This window comes from Mycobacterium sp. NGS62, from assembly GCF_059812285.1.
In genome coordinates this window covers 358,833-374,211 of the sequence record NZ_JCALCK010000005.1, presented here as the reverse complement: position 1 = coordinate 374,211, position 15,379 = coordinate 358,833, and the positions used below count along the sequence as shown (strand labels likewise).

Genomic DNA, 15,379 nt, shown 5'->3' with positions numbered 1-15,379 from the left:
GGACGGCAAGTGCGCGCAGGACGGCTATTCGCGCTCCTCGCGGACGTCGTCGAACGGCCACCCCTTGGCGGCCAAGCGTTCCCGCACCCGCTCGATATCCTCTGGGGCCGGCAAGTTGTCGGTGAACTGGGTGATCACCACGCCGATGTCGATCTGATCGAAATCGCCACGCTGCATCAGTTCACTGGCCACCGCTTTGACCTCGTCGTTGGTCAACCGCCGGGACAGCAGTGCCAGCAACGGGATGTAATCGGTTTGCGGCACGCCGTCGGGATACCCCGCGCGCAACCAGGTGACGATCGAACTGAGGAATCGGTTCACACTGCGTCAACTCCCCCGCTACGCATAACTGGGCAACGAATTCGAGCTTACGTGGGTTTGGCGCCGAGAATGAACCAGCCGGTGTGGTGGCCGATGAAGTCGCGCGCGATGAACAACACGCCGATCACGACCGCCGCCAGCACGACGGCGTACATCGTCCAGCTGAGCGCGACCAGCGCGGGACGTTTCCGGGTGACGGCGTCGCCGCTGATCCCGGCGCCGGCGGCGCCGAGCCGCACGCCGAGCGCAAACATTGCCGGCAGCGCAGCGCCGACCAGCAATCCGAAGACCAGGATCTTCAGGGTCGCGGCATAGTTGAACCAGGTGCTCACGACGCGTACAGGCTCGGGGAAGGGGTGCGGTTGGCGGCATCCAGTTCGTGGACCTGCCCGTTGACGTGGGGAGCCTGCCCGTTGGGGGAATCCAGCCCAGCCGTGAGGTTGCCGGCCCATTCACTGTTGACGTTGGTGTGGTCGACGCGCACCTTGCGCGACTGCAGCCAGATGGCCAGCGATACCGCGGACAGCAGGGTGAAGCCGACGATCACGCCCAGGTACCCGCCGATGCTGTGCACCAGCAGGTAGGTGACGGCGCCGACGATGCCCGCCGACGGCAGCGTCACTCCCCACGCGGTGGCCATCCGGCCGGCCACGCCCCAGCGCACCTCGGCGCCGGGTTTGCCGACACCACTGCCCAGCACGGAACCGGTGACCACCTGGGTGGTGGACAGCGCGTACCCGAAGTGGGCGGACAGCAAGATGATTGCGGCCGAAGATGATTCGGCCGACATGCCTTGCGGCGGCTTGATCTCGACCAAGCCCTTACCCAGGGTCCGGATGATCCGCCAGCCGCCGAAGTAGGTTCCCGCGGCCATCGCCAGCGCACAGCACACGATGACCCACAGCGGCGGCAGGGTGGCACTCTTGCTGACGGCGCCGTAGGACATCAGCGCCAGGAAGATCACACCCATCGTCTTCTGCGCGTCGTTGGTGCCGTGGGCCAGCGATACCAGGCCCGCCGAGAACACCTGGCCGCGACGGAAGCTGCGTTCGCTGCGCTTCTCCGGAACGCGGCGGACCAGACGGTAAACCAGCCAGGTGCCGACTGCTCCGACCACCGTGGCCAACACCGACGCCACCACCGCCGGGATCACGACGCGGGAGACGACCCCGGTCCAGATCACCCCGTGCCCGCCGACCGCAGCGATCATGGCCCCGACAATGCCGCCGACCAGCGCGTGCGAGGAGCTGGACGGTATCCCGAGCAGCCACGTCAGCAGATTCCACACAATCCCACCGACCAGACCCGCGAACACCAGTTCCAAGGTCACCAGGTGAGCGTCGACCAGATCCTTGGCGATCGTTGCCGCGACGGCGGTCGACAAAAACGCGCCGACCAGGTTCAACACCGCCGATAGAGTCACCGCGGCCTTAGGCGTCAGTGCTCCGCTGGCGATAGACGTCGCCATCGCGTTGCCGGTGTCGTGAAACCCATTGGTGAAGTCGAACGCGAGTGCCGTGATCACCACGATGATCAGGAGGAACAACTCAAGGTGCACGGGGCCAATTCTGCTTTCCGGGGGGTTCGAATGTCGAACAAGTCAGCCTCTGAAACGCGGGTGATTCTGACTAGTTGCCAGATGTTTGCCCGCGGTTAACCTTCGGTTCCGCGACGTTCACCTCGGGTGTCGCGGCGCAGCGGATGATCGCCGGGTATTTCGACAAAGATCAGTGTCACGCCGTCGGGATCGGTGACGTGCATCTCGTGCAGCCCCCAGGATTCGCGACGGGCTTCCCGGGCGATCGGAACGCCCCTGTTCTCGAGCTCGGCCTGCGTGGCGCGGACGTCGCGCACCTGCAGCCACAGCGCCCCGGGAAACGGCCCGGCCGCTTGGTCCGGCGCGCCGTGGCCGGCCAGCTCGATCAACGACTGACCGGCGTAAAACACCGTGCCCGCGCCGTATTCGCGGGCAATCGCCAACCCGATCTGGTCTCGGTAGAAGCTCAGCGACCGCTGATAGTCCGCCGGCCGGAACAACATCCGGCTGGCCAGTATCTCCATGTCATCGTGTCTATCACGTCGATCCGGTGTCACGCCGTTTCATCAGCGTGGTGACCCCGAATGGGCTTGCGATGTCGAGCGCCTTGATCGCCAGCGCCATGCGCGGCGCAATTCGGACCGGTCGGCTGCGCGCGGCGGTGATCATCCAGTCGCCCGCCTCATCGGCAGTCAGGCCCGGTCGGTTGGCAAAGGCTTTTGTCGGCGCCACCATCGGAGTGTGCACCAGCGGGTAGTACAGCGTGGTCGACTGCACGCCCTTGGGGCTCCACTCCGTCTCGATCACCCGGCTCACCGAAGACAGCGCCGCCTTCGACGCGTTGTACACCGAGAACAACGGTGACGCCTCGCTGAACACGCCCCAGGTGGCGACGTTGATGATGTGGCCGTCGCCGCGCTCGAGCATTCCGGGCGCGATCCCGCGGATCAGCCGCAGCGGCGAGTAGTAGTTGAGCACCATGGTCCGCTCGACGTCGTGCCAGCGTTCCAGCGACTCGGCCAGCGGGCGGCGGATGGACCGGCCGGCGTTGTTGACCAGGATGTCCACTCCGCCGAGCCGCTGCTCGACGTCGGCGACCAGCGCGTCGACGGCGTCCATGTCGGACAGGTCGCACGGGATCGCCAGGGCTGAGCCGCCCGCTTTGGTGATGCGTTCGACGACGGCGTCGAGGAGTTCTTTGCGGCGGGCGACGGCGACCACGGTGGCGCCGCGCCGGGCGAACTTTTCCGCGGCGCTCTCGCCGATCCCTGACGATGCGCCGGTGAGCAGCACCCGCTTGCCGTCAAGTTCCACCGCCTTGGCCGCCGGCTGGTAGAGCCGCAGTTGCGGCGCGATGGGCGGCCGCATGGCGGTCAGGGCGATCTGCTCGGTGATACGACGTATCGGACTCTTGCTCACGTCGCGAGTCTAAGTGGCGGCCGTCGGTCAGAAATATCGCGGGAAGCGACTCCAATCGGGTGGGCGCTTTTCCAAAAAGGCGTCGCGGCCTTCGACGGCCTCGTCGGTCATGTAGGCCAAGCGGGTGGCTTCGCCGGCGAACAGTTGCTGGCCCACCAAGCCGTCGTCGAGCAAGTTGAACGCGTATTTGAGCATCCGTTGTGCCTGAGGCGATTTCGCGTTGATCTCGGCCGCCCACTGCACGCCGGTGGCTTCCAATTCGGCGTGGTCGACGACGGCGTTGACCGCGCCCATCGCATGCATCTGCTCGGCGGTGTAGTCGCGGCCCAGGAAGAAGATCTCGCGGGCGAACTTCTGGCCCACCTGCCGGGCGAGATAGGCGCTGCCGTAGCCCCCGTCGAAGCTGCCGACGTCGGCGTCGGTTTGCTTGAACCGGGCATGCTCGCGGCTGGCCAGGGTGAGGTCGCACACCACGTGCAGGCTGTGCCCGCCGCCGGCCGCCCACCCGCTGACCAGGCAGATGACGACTTTGGGCATGAACCGGATCAGCCGTTGCACTTCGAGGATGTGCAGTCGTCCGGCGCGGGCCGCGTCGACGGTGTCGGCGGTCTCACCCGAGGCGTACTGGTAGCCGCTGCGTCCGCGGATGCGCTGATCCCCGCCGGAGCAGAACGCCCAGCCGCCGTCTTTGGGTGACGGCCCGTTCCCGGTCAACAACACCACGCCGACGTCCGGGGACATCCGGGCGTGATCCAAGACGCGGTAGAGCTCGTCGACGGTATGCGGCCGAAACGCGTTGCGTACCTCCGGCCGGTCGAACGCCACCCGCACGGTGGCGTCATTGACGTGGCGGTGATAGGTGATATCGGTCAGCTCGGTGAAGCCGTCGACTGGACGCCAAACATCTGGGTCAAACGGATTGTCGCTCAAGGCTGTTGGGCTCCTAGTAGGTCCAGGCGAAACACCGGGCAAATCCCGGCCAGCGCCTCGAATTCTTCCGGGCGGCCGTCGGTGACCAGTCCGGAGCGCTTCAGGAAGCCGACGCCAGTGGGCACCTCGATCGGCCAGATCCGCAGCAGCGGCCGTGCCTCGTCGGCGGAAAGCTCGACGACGCGTACTCGTTCACGCCGCCGACCGCGGGCCACCGTGGCTTCGGCGGCGGCGCGGACGTTCGCCACCCAATCGGCTCCCGGGAATCCGCCGACGATGTAGTCCTTGCCGTCGACGGTCATCGGGGTGACCGGCGTCGAACGGGGCTGTCCCGATTTGCGTCCCGGCACCGTCAACACCACCGGGCTCTCGCCGCCGAATCGCAAACCCAGCCGCGACATCCGGATGAACAGCTTGTTCATCGGCTTGAGCCACCACGGCGGCTTGACCGGTTCGCCACTGCCCATAGGCAGCGACGTTACCTCTGGACGGGCTGCGACGTACCGACGGCATCCAGCCTTTCCAGCGCGTCGGTATCCAGGGTGACCGCTGCCGCGCCGAGGTTCTCCGCAAGGTGCGTGATCGAGCGGGTGCCCGGAATCAGCAACGTGTTCGGCGCATGAGCCAGCAGCCACGCCAACCCGACCTGGGCCCCCGTGACACCGAGTTCGCCGGCGACGTCGGCGACCACTGCATTGTCAGTGACTTTGGGAAAACCAGGGAGCGACGATCCCAGGGGGAAGTACGGCACCCACGCGATACGTTCGGCGACGCACAAGTCGAGCGCGGCCTCTTGGGAGCGGTCGAGAAGGCTGTAGGGGTTCTGCACGCACACGATCCCCGCGGGCAGCGCCCGCTGCACCGCGTCCACCGGCACGGCGCTGATACCGATGGCGCCGATCTTGCCCTCGTCGCGCATGGCGATCATCTCGGCGAGTTGGTCGTCGAGGCCGACGATTTGGTCACCTTCAGGCTCTAGGCCGGGACCGAGGTCGAGCCGTCGCAGATTGACCACCGGCACGCATTCGAGGCCGAGTTGGCGCAGGTCGTCTTCGACCGCGGCGCGCAGCTCGGCGGGCTTTTGGGCGGCGGCCAGGGGGATCGGCTGTTCGCCGGACCATCGCGCACCGACTTTGCTCACGATGACGAGGTCGTCGGGGTAGGGCGCCAGGGCCGCGCGGATCCGGCGGTTCACTTCGCCCGGGCCATAGAACGACGCGGTGTCGATGTGGTTGACGCCGAGTTCGACCGCGCGGCGTAGCACCGCGGCTGCATCGGCTTCGGAGACGGCCTCGAACAGTTGCATTGCGCCGTAGCCGACGCGGGCGACCCGCGCCGTGCCGATGCTGCCGATACCGCCGGGCTGTGGGTTGTCCGTCATGGTGCTCCCTCGTGTCAAACTGGAAGAAATGCGGAGGACCCTCCGCTTGCATCAGACTAGCAGAAACGGAGGAGCCTCCGCTTGGCCGAACCAGTGCGGTCCGACGCGCGCCGGAACCGGGAGAAGTTGCTCGAGGTGGCGACCGCGGCGTTCTCCGCCGGCGAGGGGCGACCGGTGTCGCTTGAGTCGATCGCGCGCGACGCCGGCGTCGGGATAGGCACGCTGTACCGCCATTTCCCAAATCGCGAGGTTCTCGTCGAGGCGATTTACCGTGCCGAGCTCGCCGAAGTCGCGACAGCGGCCGAACAGCTGCTCAAGCGGCATCCGCCCAAAACTGCGCTGCGCCGCTGGATGGACCGCTACGCAAGTTTTGTGGCCGCCAAGCGTGGGATGGCCGAGTCGCTACACGCGATCTTTGACTCCGGGGCGATGACGCCCAGCCAGACTCGCGACAGCATCGTCGGTGCGGTCGAGTTGCTGTTGCAGGCCGGCGGCAGCGACGGCAGCCTGCGCTCCGACGTACACGCCGATGACGTGGTGTCCAGTCTGATCGGCATCTTTCTGGCCACCGGTTCGCCGGAGCAGACCAGCCGCATGCTCGACCTGCTGGTGGCCGGGATCGCGCAACGTTAGCCGACGGCTCGGCCGGCGCCCTCCCAGAACTGCGCGCGCACCGCCTTCTTGTCGGGCTTGCCCAATCCAGTCAACGGCAGCGCCTCGACGACCACCACCCGCTTGGGCGATTGCACCGACCCCTTGCGGTCCTTGACCGCGGCCTGGATTTCGGCGGTCATCGCCGCGACCGCGTCGTCGTCAGACGGTGCGTCGGAGCGCAGCACCACCACCGCGGTGACGGCCTCGCCCCACTTGTCGTCGGGCGACCCGACCACGCATACCTGCGCGATGGCCGGGTGCTCGGCGACCACGTCTTCGACCTCCCGCGGGAAGACGTTGAAGCCGCCGGTGACGATCATGTCTTTGACGCGGTCGACGATGTAGTAGAAGCCGTCCTCGTCCTCGCGGGCCATGTCGCCGGTGTGCAGCCAACCGTCGCGGAACGTGTCGGCCGTCGCCTCCGGCAGGTTCCAGTAACCGCCAGCCAAAAGCGGTCCGCTGACACAGATTTCGCCCACTTCGCCTTGCGGCACCGGGTTGCCGTCCAGGTCGAGCAGCGCAGTGCGGGCAAACAGCGTCGGCCGGCCGCAGGACGTCAGCCGCTTCTCGTCGTGATCGGCCTTGCCCAGGTAGGTGATCACCATCGGTGCTTCGGATTGCCCATAGTATTGCGCGAAGATCGGCCCGAACCGCCGAATCGCCTCGGCCAGCCGCACCGGGTTGATCGCCGAGGCGCCGTAGTAGACGGTCTCCAGCGACGACAGGTCGCGGGTGTGCGAATCCGGGTGGTCCATCAGCGCGTACAGCATCGACGGCACCAGCATGGTCGCCGTGATCCGTTGCTCCTCAATGATTCTGAGCACTTCGGCGGGATCGAACTTGCCCAGCACGATCATCTCGCCGCCCTTGACCACCGTCGGGATGAAAAACGCCGCACCGGCATGCGAGAGCGGGGTGCACATCAAAAACCGTGGATGGTCGGGCCATTCCCATTCGGCCAGCTGCACCGACGTCATCGTGCTGATCGACTGCGCGGTGCCCATCACACCTTTGGGCTTGCCGGTGGTGCCGCCGGTGTAGGTCAACCCGATCACCTGGTCCGGCGGCAGGTCGGCGGCCACCAACGGACGTGGCTCGTATTTGTCCGCCTCGGCCGACAAGTCGACGGCCACGTGCTTCAACGCATCCGGCACCGGGCCGATGGTCAGAATCTGCTTGAGGGAGTCCACCCGCTCCAGCAGACCGACCGCGCGCTCGACGAACATCGGGTTGGGGTCGATGATCAGCGAGCTGATGCCCGCGTCGGACAGCACATAGGCGTGGTCGTCCAGCGAACCCAGCGGGTGCAGCGCGGTGCGCCGGTAGCCCCGGGCCTGGCCGGCGCCGATGATCATCAACACCTCGGGCCGGTTGAGTGACAGCAATCCGACCGCGGCGCCGGTGCCGGCGCCCAGTGCCTCGAAGGCCTGGATGTACTGGCTGACCTTGCCGGCCAGCTGGCCGCCGGTCAGCGTGGTGTCGCCGAGGAACAGCACCGGCTTGTCGCGATGGCGCTTGAGCGCGCCCACCAGCAGGTGGCCATTGTGGGTCGGGTTGCGCAGCAGCTCGTCCGTCATGACCCCAAGACTAGAACGTGTTACAGAACGGCGGCGGCCCGTCCTCCAGCCTGATATCACATACGCCATCATGTTCGAGGAGGGCCGCATGGTCGGCGCGGCAGCCGGTCGTCGGCGTTCTGTCCATTAATATCGCCGCGTATGGCCGTCGCTGACCTCGTCCTCACCGGCACGGTGCTCACCGTCGATGAGAAGCGGCCCACCGCAGAGGCGGTAGCTGTCGCGGACGGTCGAATCATCGCCGTCGGCAGCCGGGCGGACGTCGATGGGCTCATCGGCCCCGACACCCAAACCATCGACGTCGGCGACGGCTGCGTAATGCCGGGATTCGTCGAGGCGCATGGACATCCGCTGATGGAGGCCGTCGCGCTGTCCGACCGCCTCGTCGACATCCGGCCGGTCACGATTCGCGACGCCGACGCTGTGGTCGAGGCGATCCGCCGGGAGACCGCCCAGCGCGGTGCGACCGGCGCCTACCTGAACGGGTGGGATCCGTTGCTGCAGCCCGGACTGCCGGAGCCCACGCTGGCTTGGCTCGACGACATCGCGCCCACCGGGCCGCTGGTGATCATGCACAACTCCGGACACAAAGCGTTTTTCAACTCGCACGCCGCGCAACGTGCCGGTCTGACACGGGATACCCCGGATCCCAAGGGCGCCAAGTACGGTCGCGACACCGACGGCGAGCTTGATGGCACCGCCGAGGAAACCGGCGCGGTTTTCCCACTGCTCGGCGGCGCCATCGAACCCGGCGACTACCCGGGCATGCTGCTGGCCGAGTGCGCCCGGCTCAACCGCGCTGGGCTGACCACCTGCTCGGAGATGGCGTTCGATCCGGCGTTTCGGCCCGTGGTCGACCAAATGCGCGGGAACCTCACGGTGCGGTTGCGCATGTACGAGATCTCCAATCCGCAGATGTCTACCGATGCCGCGCCCGGCGACGGCGACGACATGGTGCGCCAAGTCGGCATCAAGATCTGGGTGGACGGTTCGCCGTGGATCGGCAATATCGATCTGTCGTTTCCCTACCTGGACACCGATGCCACCCGCACCATCGGGGTGGTACCCGGGTCGTGCGGGCATGCAAACTACACCCGCGAACAGCTTGCCGAAATCGTCGGCGCCTACTTTCCGTTGGGCTGGCCGATGGCCTGTCACGTGCAGGGCGACGCAGGAATCGACACCATCCTCGATGTGTACGAGGAAGCGCTGCAACGCAATCCGCGCGACGACCATCGGCTGCGGCTCGAACACGTCGGCGCCATCCGCACCGACCAGCTGCAACGAGCCGCCGCCCTCGGTGTCACCTGCAGCATCTTCGTCGATCAGATCCATTACTGGGGCGACGTCATCGTCGACGGCCTGTTCGGTCCGGAACGTGGATCACGTTGGATGCCAGCCGGTTCCGCAGTGGCCACCGGTATGCGCATCTCGCTGCACAACGACCCGCCGGTCACTCCCGAAGAGCCACTGCGCAACATCAGCGTGGCCGCGACCCGGATGGCGCCGAGCGGCCGAGTGCTCGCTCCCGAAGAGCGGTTGACGGTCGAGCAGGCGATCCGCGCACAGACCATCGACGCCGCCTGGCAGCTGTTCGCCGACGACGTCATCGGCTCACTGGAGGTCGGCAAGTACGCCGACATGGTGGTGCTGTCGGCCGACCCGCGCAGCGTGCCGGCTGAGCAGATCGCCGACCTCGACGTGCGGGCAACATTTCTGGCCGGCCGCCAGGTCTACCGCCAGTGATACCCGCGCTCGACGACATTCTCGACCGCCTGCATGTCGTCGCGCTGCCGATGCGAGTCCGCTTCCGCGGCATCACCACTCGGGAAGTCGCGTTGATCGACGGCCCCAACGGGTGGGGCGAGTTCGGCGCCTTTCCCGAATACGAACCCGACGAGGCCGCGCACTGGCTGGCCGCCGCCATCGAATCGGCCTACCGACAACCGCCCCCGCCGCGACGGGACCGCATCCCGATCAACGCCACCGTCCCCGCCGTCGACGCCGCCCAAGTCCCCGACGTGCTGCAGCGGTTTCCGGGCGCGACCACCGCCAAGGTCAAGGTCGCCGAACCCGGGCAGACACTGGCCGACGACGTTGCCCGCGTCAACGCCGTCCGCACACTGATTCCCACCGTGCGGATCGACGCCAACGGCGGCTGGACCGTCGCGCAGGCCATACAGGCCGCGCTCGCGTTGACCGCCGACGGGCCGTTGGAATACCTCGAGCAGCCCTGCAGAACCGTCGACGAGCTCGCCGAGCTCCGGCGACGCATCGACGTGCCGATCGCCGCCGACGAAAGCATCCGCAAGGCCGACGACCCGCTCAACGTGGTCCGCGCCAACGCCGCCGACATCGCGGTACTGAAAGTCGCTCCGCTGGGCGGAGTTTCGGCGCTGCTGGACATCGCGGGCCAGATCGACATCCCCGTCGTGGTTTCCAGCGCGCTGGATTCGGCGGTCGGGATCGGCATCGGACTCACCGCCGCCGCCGCGCTACCCGACCTGCGGCATGCCTGCGGGCTGGGCACCGGCGGCCTGTTCGTCGAAGACGTCGCCGAACCGATAACGCCGACGGCCGGCTATCTGCCGGTCGCGGCGGTCACCCCGGATCCGGCGCGGATCCAAGCGCTGGCGGCGTCGCCGGAGCGACGGCAGTGGTGGATCGACCGCCTGAGGACCTGCTACCGAATTTTGGGGTAGTCGCCTACTCTAGGCCGCCGCACCCGGCCGGCGGCACGCTCGAGATCATGACCGGATTTCGCGTGGGCATTCAAGACGGCATCACCGCGGCCCGACCGACGGCCGACGCCTTCACCAGGGCCAACTATCTCAGCGCGGTGGCCAGTCGGGCCGACTCGTTCTGGGTGCCCGATCACCTCAACGCGCTGTTTCCCCGAGCGCTGTGGCAGCCGAAGTACGCCGGCGCCACCAAGATCATGCCGAAGATAGATGCCTTCCTGGAACCCTGGACGATGCTCGGGCATATCGCCGCCCGCAACCGCATCGGCCGCATTCGGCTCGGCACCTCGGTGACCGACACCGGCCGGCGCAATCCGGCCGTCACCGCGCAAGCCGCCGCGACGTTGCATCACCTCACCAGCGGTCGGGCCATCCTGGGCATCGGCACCGGCGAGCGGGAAGGCAATGAGCCCTACGGAGTGGACTGGTCCAAGCCGGTCGCCCGGTTCGAGGAGGCGATAGCGACCATCCGGGCGCTGTGGGACTCGAACGGTGAACTGGTCAACCGGGATTCGCCATACTTCCCGCTGCGCAACGCGCTCTTCGAGCTGCCGCAGTACCGCGGTACCTGGCCGCCGATCTGGATCGCCGCACACGGGCCGCGCATGTTGCGCGCCGTCGGCCGGTACGCCGACGGGTTCTATCCCGCCGCGCCGCACCAACCGCAGGAGTACGCGCGACGGCTGGACGTGGTCCGCGCAGCAGCGTCCGACGCGGGACGCGACCCGATGTCGATCGTTCCGGCCATGTGGATGGGCGTCGTCACGGGCCGCAGCGCCGAAGAAGTGGACCAGGCCCTCGAATCCGAAATGATCAAAGCGTGGGCGCTGAACGCCACCGACGAACTCTTCGCCCAGCACGGCGCGCAGCATCCACTGGGGGTCGGCTTCGGCGGCGGCCAGGACCTGTTGCCGCACGACTGGGACGAGCAAACGGCGCTGTCCTACCTCAAGGGCATTCCGCCGGAAGTCCTGCGCGACACGGTGCTGGCCGGCACCCCCAGCGAGGTCATCGATCAGGTGGCGGAGTGGCGGGACTGCGGTGTTCGCTACATCGTGCTGGCGAACTTCAGCGCGTTCCAGCGCAGCCTGCGCAACGGCTTGGCCGCCAGCGTGCCGTTCTACAAGATCGCGCGAGGGCTCAAGAAGCTGTAGCCGTGTCCTAATCTGTGGGATACTGGACCTAGACGCCACCATGTCGGTGCTGAACACTGACAGCTATGACACGCACCGTGGTGTTTTTCAGCTTCTCCGGGATGCAGACGCTGGATCTCGTCGGCCCGCTGGAAGTGTTCGCGACGGCCTCGACAAAGCTCGCGGCACTGGGCCGCGACGGATACCAGCCGGTCGTGGTGTCGGTCGATGGTCAGCCGGTGACGACGAGCTCCGGGCTCACCGTTGCGACGGTCGAACTCCCCGACCCCGGCCAACCAGTCGATACCGTGGTGCTGCCCGGCGGCGCCGGCGTTCACAAGGCCCGGGCCAACCCCAAGGTCGTCGAGTGGATCCGCGCGGTTGCCACCCGCAGCCGGCGGGTGGCCAGCGTCTGCACCGGCGCCTTCTTGGCCGCGCAAGCTGGGCTGCTGGACGACTGCGTCGCCACCACGCACTGGGGGTCGGCCGAGCGGCTGGCAAACGAATTCCCGTCGATCGTCGTCGATCCCGACCCGATCTTCGTGCGCAGTTCCGACAAGGTGTGGACGGCGGCCGGTGTCACCGCGGGCATCGACCTGGCGCTGTCACTGGTCGAAGACGATCACGGCACCGAGATGGCGCAGACGGTGGCCCGCTGGCTGGTGCTCTACCTGCGGCGGCCCGGTGGACAGACGCAGTTCGCCGCGCCGGTGTGGATGCCGCGCGCCCGGCGACAGCCGATCCGTGACGTTCAGGAGGCCATCGAGGCCGAGCCGGGCGGCGTGCATAGCATTGCGGAGCTGGCCCGCCGAATCGATATGAGCCCAAGGCATTTCACTCGGGTGTTCACCACGGAGGTCGGCGAATCGCCGGGGGCGTATGTTGAACGTGTCCGCACGGAGGCCGCCCGCCGGCAACTCGAGGAAACCGACGACACCGTGGCGGCCATCGCGGCGCGCTGCGGCTTTGGATCCGCAGAGAGCATGCGCCGCAACTTCGTTCGCCGAGTCGGCATCTCGCCGGATCACTATCGCAAGACGTTCGCCTAACCGATAGGAGCAACATGACGTCAACCCACGAAGAGACCGTGGCGTCCGCCGAAACCACCGACCAGTTCGTCGGACGGATGGCCGGCGCGATCGACGGCGCCTGCCTGGCGGTTCTGTTGAGCATCGGCCACCAAACCCGGCTGCTCGACGTGCTGGCCGACCTCCCAGCGGCCACCAGCGCCGAGATCGCCGATGCCGCCGGGCTCAACGAACGCTATGTGCGCGAATGGCTGGGCGGCGCTGCGGCCGGGGGAATCGTCGACTATCAGGCTGCTGATGCGACGTATGTCCTGCCGCCCCATCGGGCCGCCGTGCTGACCAAGGCCGCGGGGCCGCACAACCTGGCCCGGATGGCGCAAATGATTCCGATGATGGGTGAGGTCGAGCAGAAGATCGTCGGCTGCTTCCAAAACGGCGGCGGTTTGCCCTACAGCGAATACCCGCGATTCCACGCACTGATGGCCGAGGAGAGCGGCGCCAGGTTCGACGCGGCGTTGATCGACGTGGTCGTGCCGTTGGTCGACGGCCTGCCGGAACGGTTACGCGACGGTGCCGACGTGGCCGACTTCGCCTGCGGCAGCGGCCATGCCGTCAATGTGATGGCGCAGGCGTTTCCGGCGAGCCGGTTCACCGGCGTGGACTTCTCTGCGGAAGGTGTTGCCGCGGCGAACGACGAAGCCAAGCGCCTGGGCCTGTCGAACGCCGCCTTCGAGCGTCGTGATCTGACCGAGCTCGACCTCGCTGATGCCTACGACGTCATCACGGTGTTCGACGCGATCCACGACCAGGCCCACCCGGCGCCGGTGTTGGCCAACATTTATCGCGCGCTGCGGCCCGGGGGAGTGTTCCTGATGGCCGACGTCAACGCGTCGAGCCAACTCGAAGACAACATCGGCGTCCCGTTCGCCCCGTTCCTCTACACGATTTCGACGATGCACTGCATGACGGTGTCGCTGGCCCATGGCGGCGTCGGGCTCGGCACCGCGTGGGGGCAACAGCTGGCTAAAGCGATGCTCGCCGACGCCGGATTCAGTGACGTGCGGACCGCGGAGATCGACGACGACCCGCTCAACATCTACTACATCGCACGGAAGTAGGAACCCATGCAGATCGCTATTGTGCTCTATCCCGGTTTCACCGCACTGGATTTCATCGGTCCCTACGAAGTGCTGCGCTGGCTGCCCAAAGCCGAGGTGCGCTTCGTCTGGCACGAGCCGGGCCCGATCACCGCGGACTCCGGTGTGCTCGTCGTCGGCGCCACGCATTCATTCGCCGAAACCCCGTCTCCCGACGTGGTTTTGGTGCCGGGCGGCATGACCTCCGTCGAACACGCTCGCGACGAGGAGCTGTTGAGCTGGCTGCGCACGGCACACGAGACGACGACCTGGACGACGTCGGTGTGCTCCGGCTCGATCATCCTGGCCGCCGCCGGACTGCTGGCCGGCCAGCGGGCGACGTCGCACTGGATGGCGCTCAGCGCGTTGAAGGCCTTCGGGGCCACTCCCGTCGACGACGAGCGGATCGTGCCCGTCGGCAAGGTGGTCACCTGCGCGGGGGTCTCGGCGGGCATCGACCTGGCGCTGTGGCTGGCCGGGCAACTCGGCGGCGAGCGCCGCGCCAAGGCCATCCAGCTGTCGATGGAATACGACCCGCAGCCGCCGTTCGACTCCGGGCACATGTCCAAGGCGTCGGCGTCGACCAAGGCCGCAGCGAGCGCGCTGATGGCCACCGAGCTGGTCAAACCGGCGCAGCTCAAGGCCGCCACGCTGCTGATGTGGGACCGCGCGCTGACCACGGCGCGCGCGGCCCGCAAACGGAAGCTTGTACCGTCCATGAGGTGACAAACCTTGCTTACGACGACCGCGGCAGCGGTGAGCCGGTCCTGTTCATCGCCGGCAGCGGCGGGGCGGGACGCGGCTGGCACCTGCATCAGGTCCCCGCGTTCCTGGCGGCCGGCTACCGCGTCATCACCTTCGACAACCGCGGAATCGGCGCGACGGAGAACGCCAGCGGCTTCACCACCCAGACCATGGTCGCCGACACGGCGGCGCTGATCGAGAGCCTCAATGTGGCCCCGGCGCGCATCGTCGGGGTGTCGATGGGCGCCTACATCGCTCAGGAGCTGATGGTGTCCCGGCCCGATCTGGTCAGCAAGGCGGTGCTGATGGCCACCCGCGGCCGGCTGGACCGCGCCCGGCAATTCTTCCGGACCGCCGAGGAGGACCTGATCAAGTCGGAGACCCGGCTGCCACCGATCTACGACGCCAAAGTCCGTATGCTGGAAAGCTTTTCACCCAAAACACTCAACGATGACAAGGCCGTGGCCGAGTGGATCGACATCTTCACCATGTGGCCGATCAAGTCCACCCCGGGCCTGCGTTGTCAGCTCGACGTCTCGCCGCGGAACAACCGGCTGCCGGCCTACCAGAGCATCACCGCGCCGGTACTGGTGATCGGATTCGCCGACGACATCGTGACGCCGCCGCATCTGGGCCGTGAGGTCGCCGATGCCATCCCTAACGGCCGCTACCTGCAGATCCCCGATGCGGGTCATCTGGGGTTCCTGGAGCGGCCGGAGACCGTCAACGCCGCGATTCTGCAGTTCCTCGCCGGCATGGCCGCCTAGATAGCCTGGAC

Annotated in this window: 17 protein-coding genes; 8 read left to right on the top strand and 9 right to left on the bottom strand. The window is 67.2% G+C overall.

Annotation, left to right across the window (positions count from 1 at the left end):
• Positions 1–24 precede the first annotated feature (24 nt).
• From AC5Y49_RS16220 to AC5Y49_RS16185, 8 genes are all read right to left on the bottom strand, one after another.
• Positions 25–321, bottom strand: coding sequence for a DUF3349 domain-containing protein (locus tag AC5Y49_RS16220; RefSeq protein ID WP_499888719.1), 297 nt, complete (start codon positions 319–321; stop codon positions 25–27).
• A gap of 47 nt (positions 322–368) precedes the next feature.
• A complete protein-coding gene (locus tag AC5Y49_RS16215; protein ID WP_499888718.1) occupies positions 369–653 on the bottom strand; it encodes a hypothetical protein in 285 nt (94 codons plus the stop codon).
• Positions 650–1,879, bottom strand: a complete 1,230-nt coding sequence (locus AC5Y49_RS16210) for an inorganic phosphate transporter (RefSeq protein WP_499888716.1) — start codon at positions 1,877–1,879, stop codon at positions 650–652. The genes AC5Y49_RS16215 and AC5Y49_RS16210 overlap by 4 nt, the downstream gene beginning before the upstream one ends.
• A gap of 95 nt (positions 1,880–1,974) precedes the next feature.
• Positions 1,975–2,382, bottom strand: coding sequence for a VOC family protein (locus tag AC5Y49_RS16205; protein WP_499888714.1), 408 nt, complete (start codon positions 2,380–2,382; stop codon positions 1,975–1,977).
• Positions 2,383–2,395: 13 nt separating this feature from the next.
• Positions 2,396–3,277, bottom strand: coding sequence for an SDR family oxidoreductase (locus tag AC5Y49_RS16200; RefSeq protein WP_499888711.1), 882 nt, complete (start codon positions 3,275–3,277; stop codon positions 2,396–2,398).
• Between the two features lie 27 nt (positions 3,278–3,304).
• Positions 3,305–4,207, bottom strand: coding sequence for a 1,4-dihydroxy-2-naphthoyl-CoA synthase (locus AC5Y49_RS16195; RefSeq protein WP_499888709.1), 903 nt, complete (start codon positions 4,205–4,207; stop codon positions 3,305–3,307).
• On the bottom strand, positions 4,204–4,674 hold the full coding sequence (locus AC5Y49_RS16190; RefSeq protein WP_499888706.1) for a nitroreductase family deazaflavin-dependent oxidoreductase: 471 nt from the start codon (positions 4,672–4,674) through the stop codon (positions 4,204–4,206). The genes AC5Y49_RS16195 and AC5Y49_RS16190 overlap by 4 nt, the downstream gene beginning before the upstream one ends.
• A gap of 11 nt (positions 4,675–4,685) precedes the next feature.
• A complete protein-coding gene (locus AC5Y49_RS16185; RefSeq protein WP_499888703.1) occupies positions 4,686–5,588 on the bottom strand; it encodes an aldo/keto reductase in 903 nt (300 codons plus the stop codon).
• An 81-nt stretch (positions 5,589–5,669) separates the two neighbouring features.
• On the opposite strand from AC5Y49_RS16185, the gene AC5Y49_RS16180 reads away from it, so the two are divergent.
• A complete protein-coding gene (locus tag AC5Y49_RS16180; RefSeq protein ID WP_499888702.1) occupies positions 5,670–6,221 on the top strand; it encodes a TetR/AcrR family transcriptional regulator in 552 nt (183 codons plus the stop codon).
• On the opposite strand, the gene fadD8 is transcribed toward AC5Y49_RS16180, so the two are convergent.
• Complete coding sequence (gene fadD8 / locus AC5Y49_RS16175) at positions 6,218–7,819, bottom strand: fatty-acid--CoA ligase FadD8 (protein WP_499888700.1); 1,602 nt, start codon at positions 7,817–7,819, stop codon at positions 6,218–6,220. The two genes, AC5Y49_RS16180 and fadD8, sit on opposite strands and share 4 nt — an antisense overlap.
• Before the next feature lie 141 nt (positions 7,820–7,960).
• Here fadD8 and AC5Y49_RS16170 point away from each other — a divergent pair, with 141 nt between their 5' ends.
• The 7 genes from AC5Y49_RS16170 (at position 7,961) to AC5Y49_RS16140 (ending at position 15,368) form a co-directional block, all read left to right on the top strand.
• Positions 7,961–9,565, top strand: a complete 1,605-nt coding sequence (locus AC5Y49_RS16170) for an amidohydrolase (RefSeq protein ID WP_499888698.1) — start codon at positions 7,961–7,963, stop codon at positions 9,563–9,565.
• Positions 9,532–10,521: an o-succinylbenzoate synthase gene (locus AC5Y49_RS16165; RefSeq protein ID WP_499888846.1), complete on the top strand. Its 990-nt coding sequence runs from the start codon at positions 9,532–9,534 to the stop codon at positions 10,519–10,521. The genes AC5Y49_RS16170 and AC5Y49_RS16165 overlap by 34 nt, the downstream gene beginning before the upstream one ends.
• 47 nt (positions 10,522–10,568) lie before the next feature.
• On the top strand, positions 10,569–11,714 hold the full coding sequence (locus tag AC5Y49_RS16160; RefSeq protein WP_499888696.1) for an LLM class flavin-dependent oxidoreductase: 1,146 nt from the start codon (positions 10,569–10,571) through the stop codon (positions 11,712–11,714).
• Between the two features lie 65 nt (positions 11,715–11,779).
• The gene (locus tag AC5Y49_RS16155; RefSeq protein WP_499888694.1) at positions 11,780–12,742 is read left to right on the top strand and encodes a GlxA family transcriptional regulator; all 963 of its coding nucleotides are present in this window, start codon (positions 11,780–11,782) and stop codon (positions 12,740–12,742) included.
• A 14-nt stretch (positions 12,743–12,756) separates the two neighbouring features.
• Complete coding sequence (locus AC5Y49_RS16150) at positions 12,757–13,839, top strand: class I SAM-dependent methyltransferase (protein WP_499888692.1); 1,083 nt, start codon at positions 12,757–12,759, stop codon at positions 13,837–13,839.
• 6 nt (positions 13,840–13,845) lie between these two features.
• The gene (locus tag AC5Y49_RS16145; protein ID WP_499888690.1) at positions 13,846–14,583 is read left to right on the top strand and encodes a DJ-1/PfpI family protein; all 738 of its coding nucleotides are present in this window, start codon (positions 13,846–13,848) and stop codon (positions 14,581–14,583) included.
• The gene (locus tag AC5Y49_RS16140) at positions 14,580–15,368 is read left to right on the top strand and encodes an alpha/beta fold hydrolase (RefSeq protein WP_499888688.1); all 789 of its coding nucleotides are present in this window, start codon (positions 14,580–14,582) and stop codon (positions 15,366–15,368) included. Before AC5Y49_RS16145 ends, AC5Y49_RS16140 begins: the two co-directional genes overlap by 4 nt.
• Positions 15,369–15,379 lie beyond the last annotated feature (11 nt).

Coding starts and splice junctions, on each gene's coding strand:
- AC5Y49_RS16190 (WP_499888706.1), bottom strand. CDS start 4,674: ATGGGCAGTGGCGAACCGGTCAAGCCGCCGTGGTGGCTCAAGCCGATG.
- AC5Y49_RS16145 (WP_499888690.1), top strand. CDS start 13,846: ATGCAGATCGCTATTGTGCTCTATCCCGGTTTCACCGCACTGGATTTC.
- AC5Y49_RS16150 (WP_499888692.1), top strand. CDS start 12,757: ATGACGTCAACCCACGAAGAGACCGTGGCGTCCGCCGAAACCACCGAC.
- AC5Y49_RS16205 (WP_499888714.1), bottom strand. CDS start 2,382: ATGGAGATACTGGCCAGCCGGATGTTGTTCCGGCCGGCGGACTATCAG.
- fadD8 (WP_499888700.1), bottom strand. CDS start 7,819: ATGACGGACGAGCTGCTGCGCAACCCGACCCACAATGGCCACCTGCTG.
- AC5Y49_RS16155 (WP_499888694.1), top strand. CDS start 11,780: ATGACACGCACCGTGGTGTTTTTCAGCTTCTCCGGGATGCAGACGCTG.
- AC5Y49_RS16170 (WP_499888698.1), top strand. CDS start 7,961: ATGGCCGTCGCTGACCTCGTCCTCACCGGCACGGTGCTCACCGTCGAT.
- AC5Y49_RS16160 (WP_499888696.1), top strand. CDS start 10,569: ATGACCGGATTTCGCGTGGGCATTCAAGACGGCATCACCGCGGCCCGA.
- AC5Y49_RS16185 (WP_499888703.1), bottom strand. CDS start 5,588: ATGACGGACAACCCACAGCCCGGCGGTATCGGCAGCATCGGCACGGCG.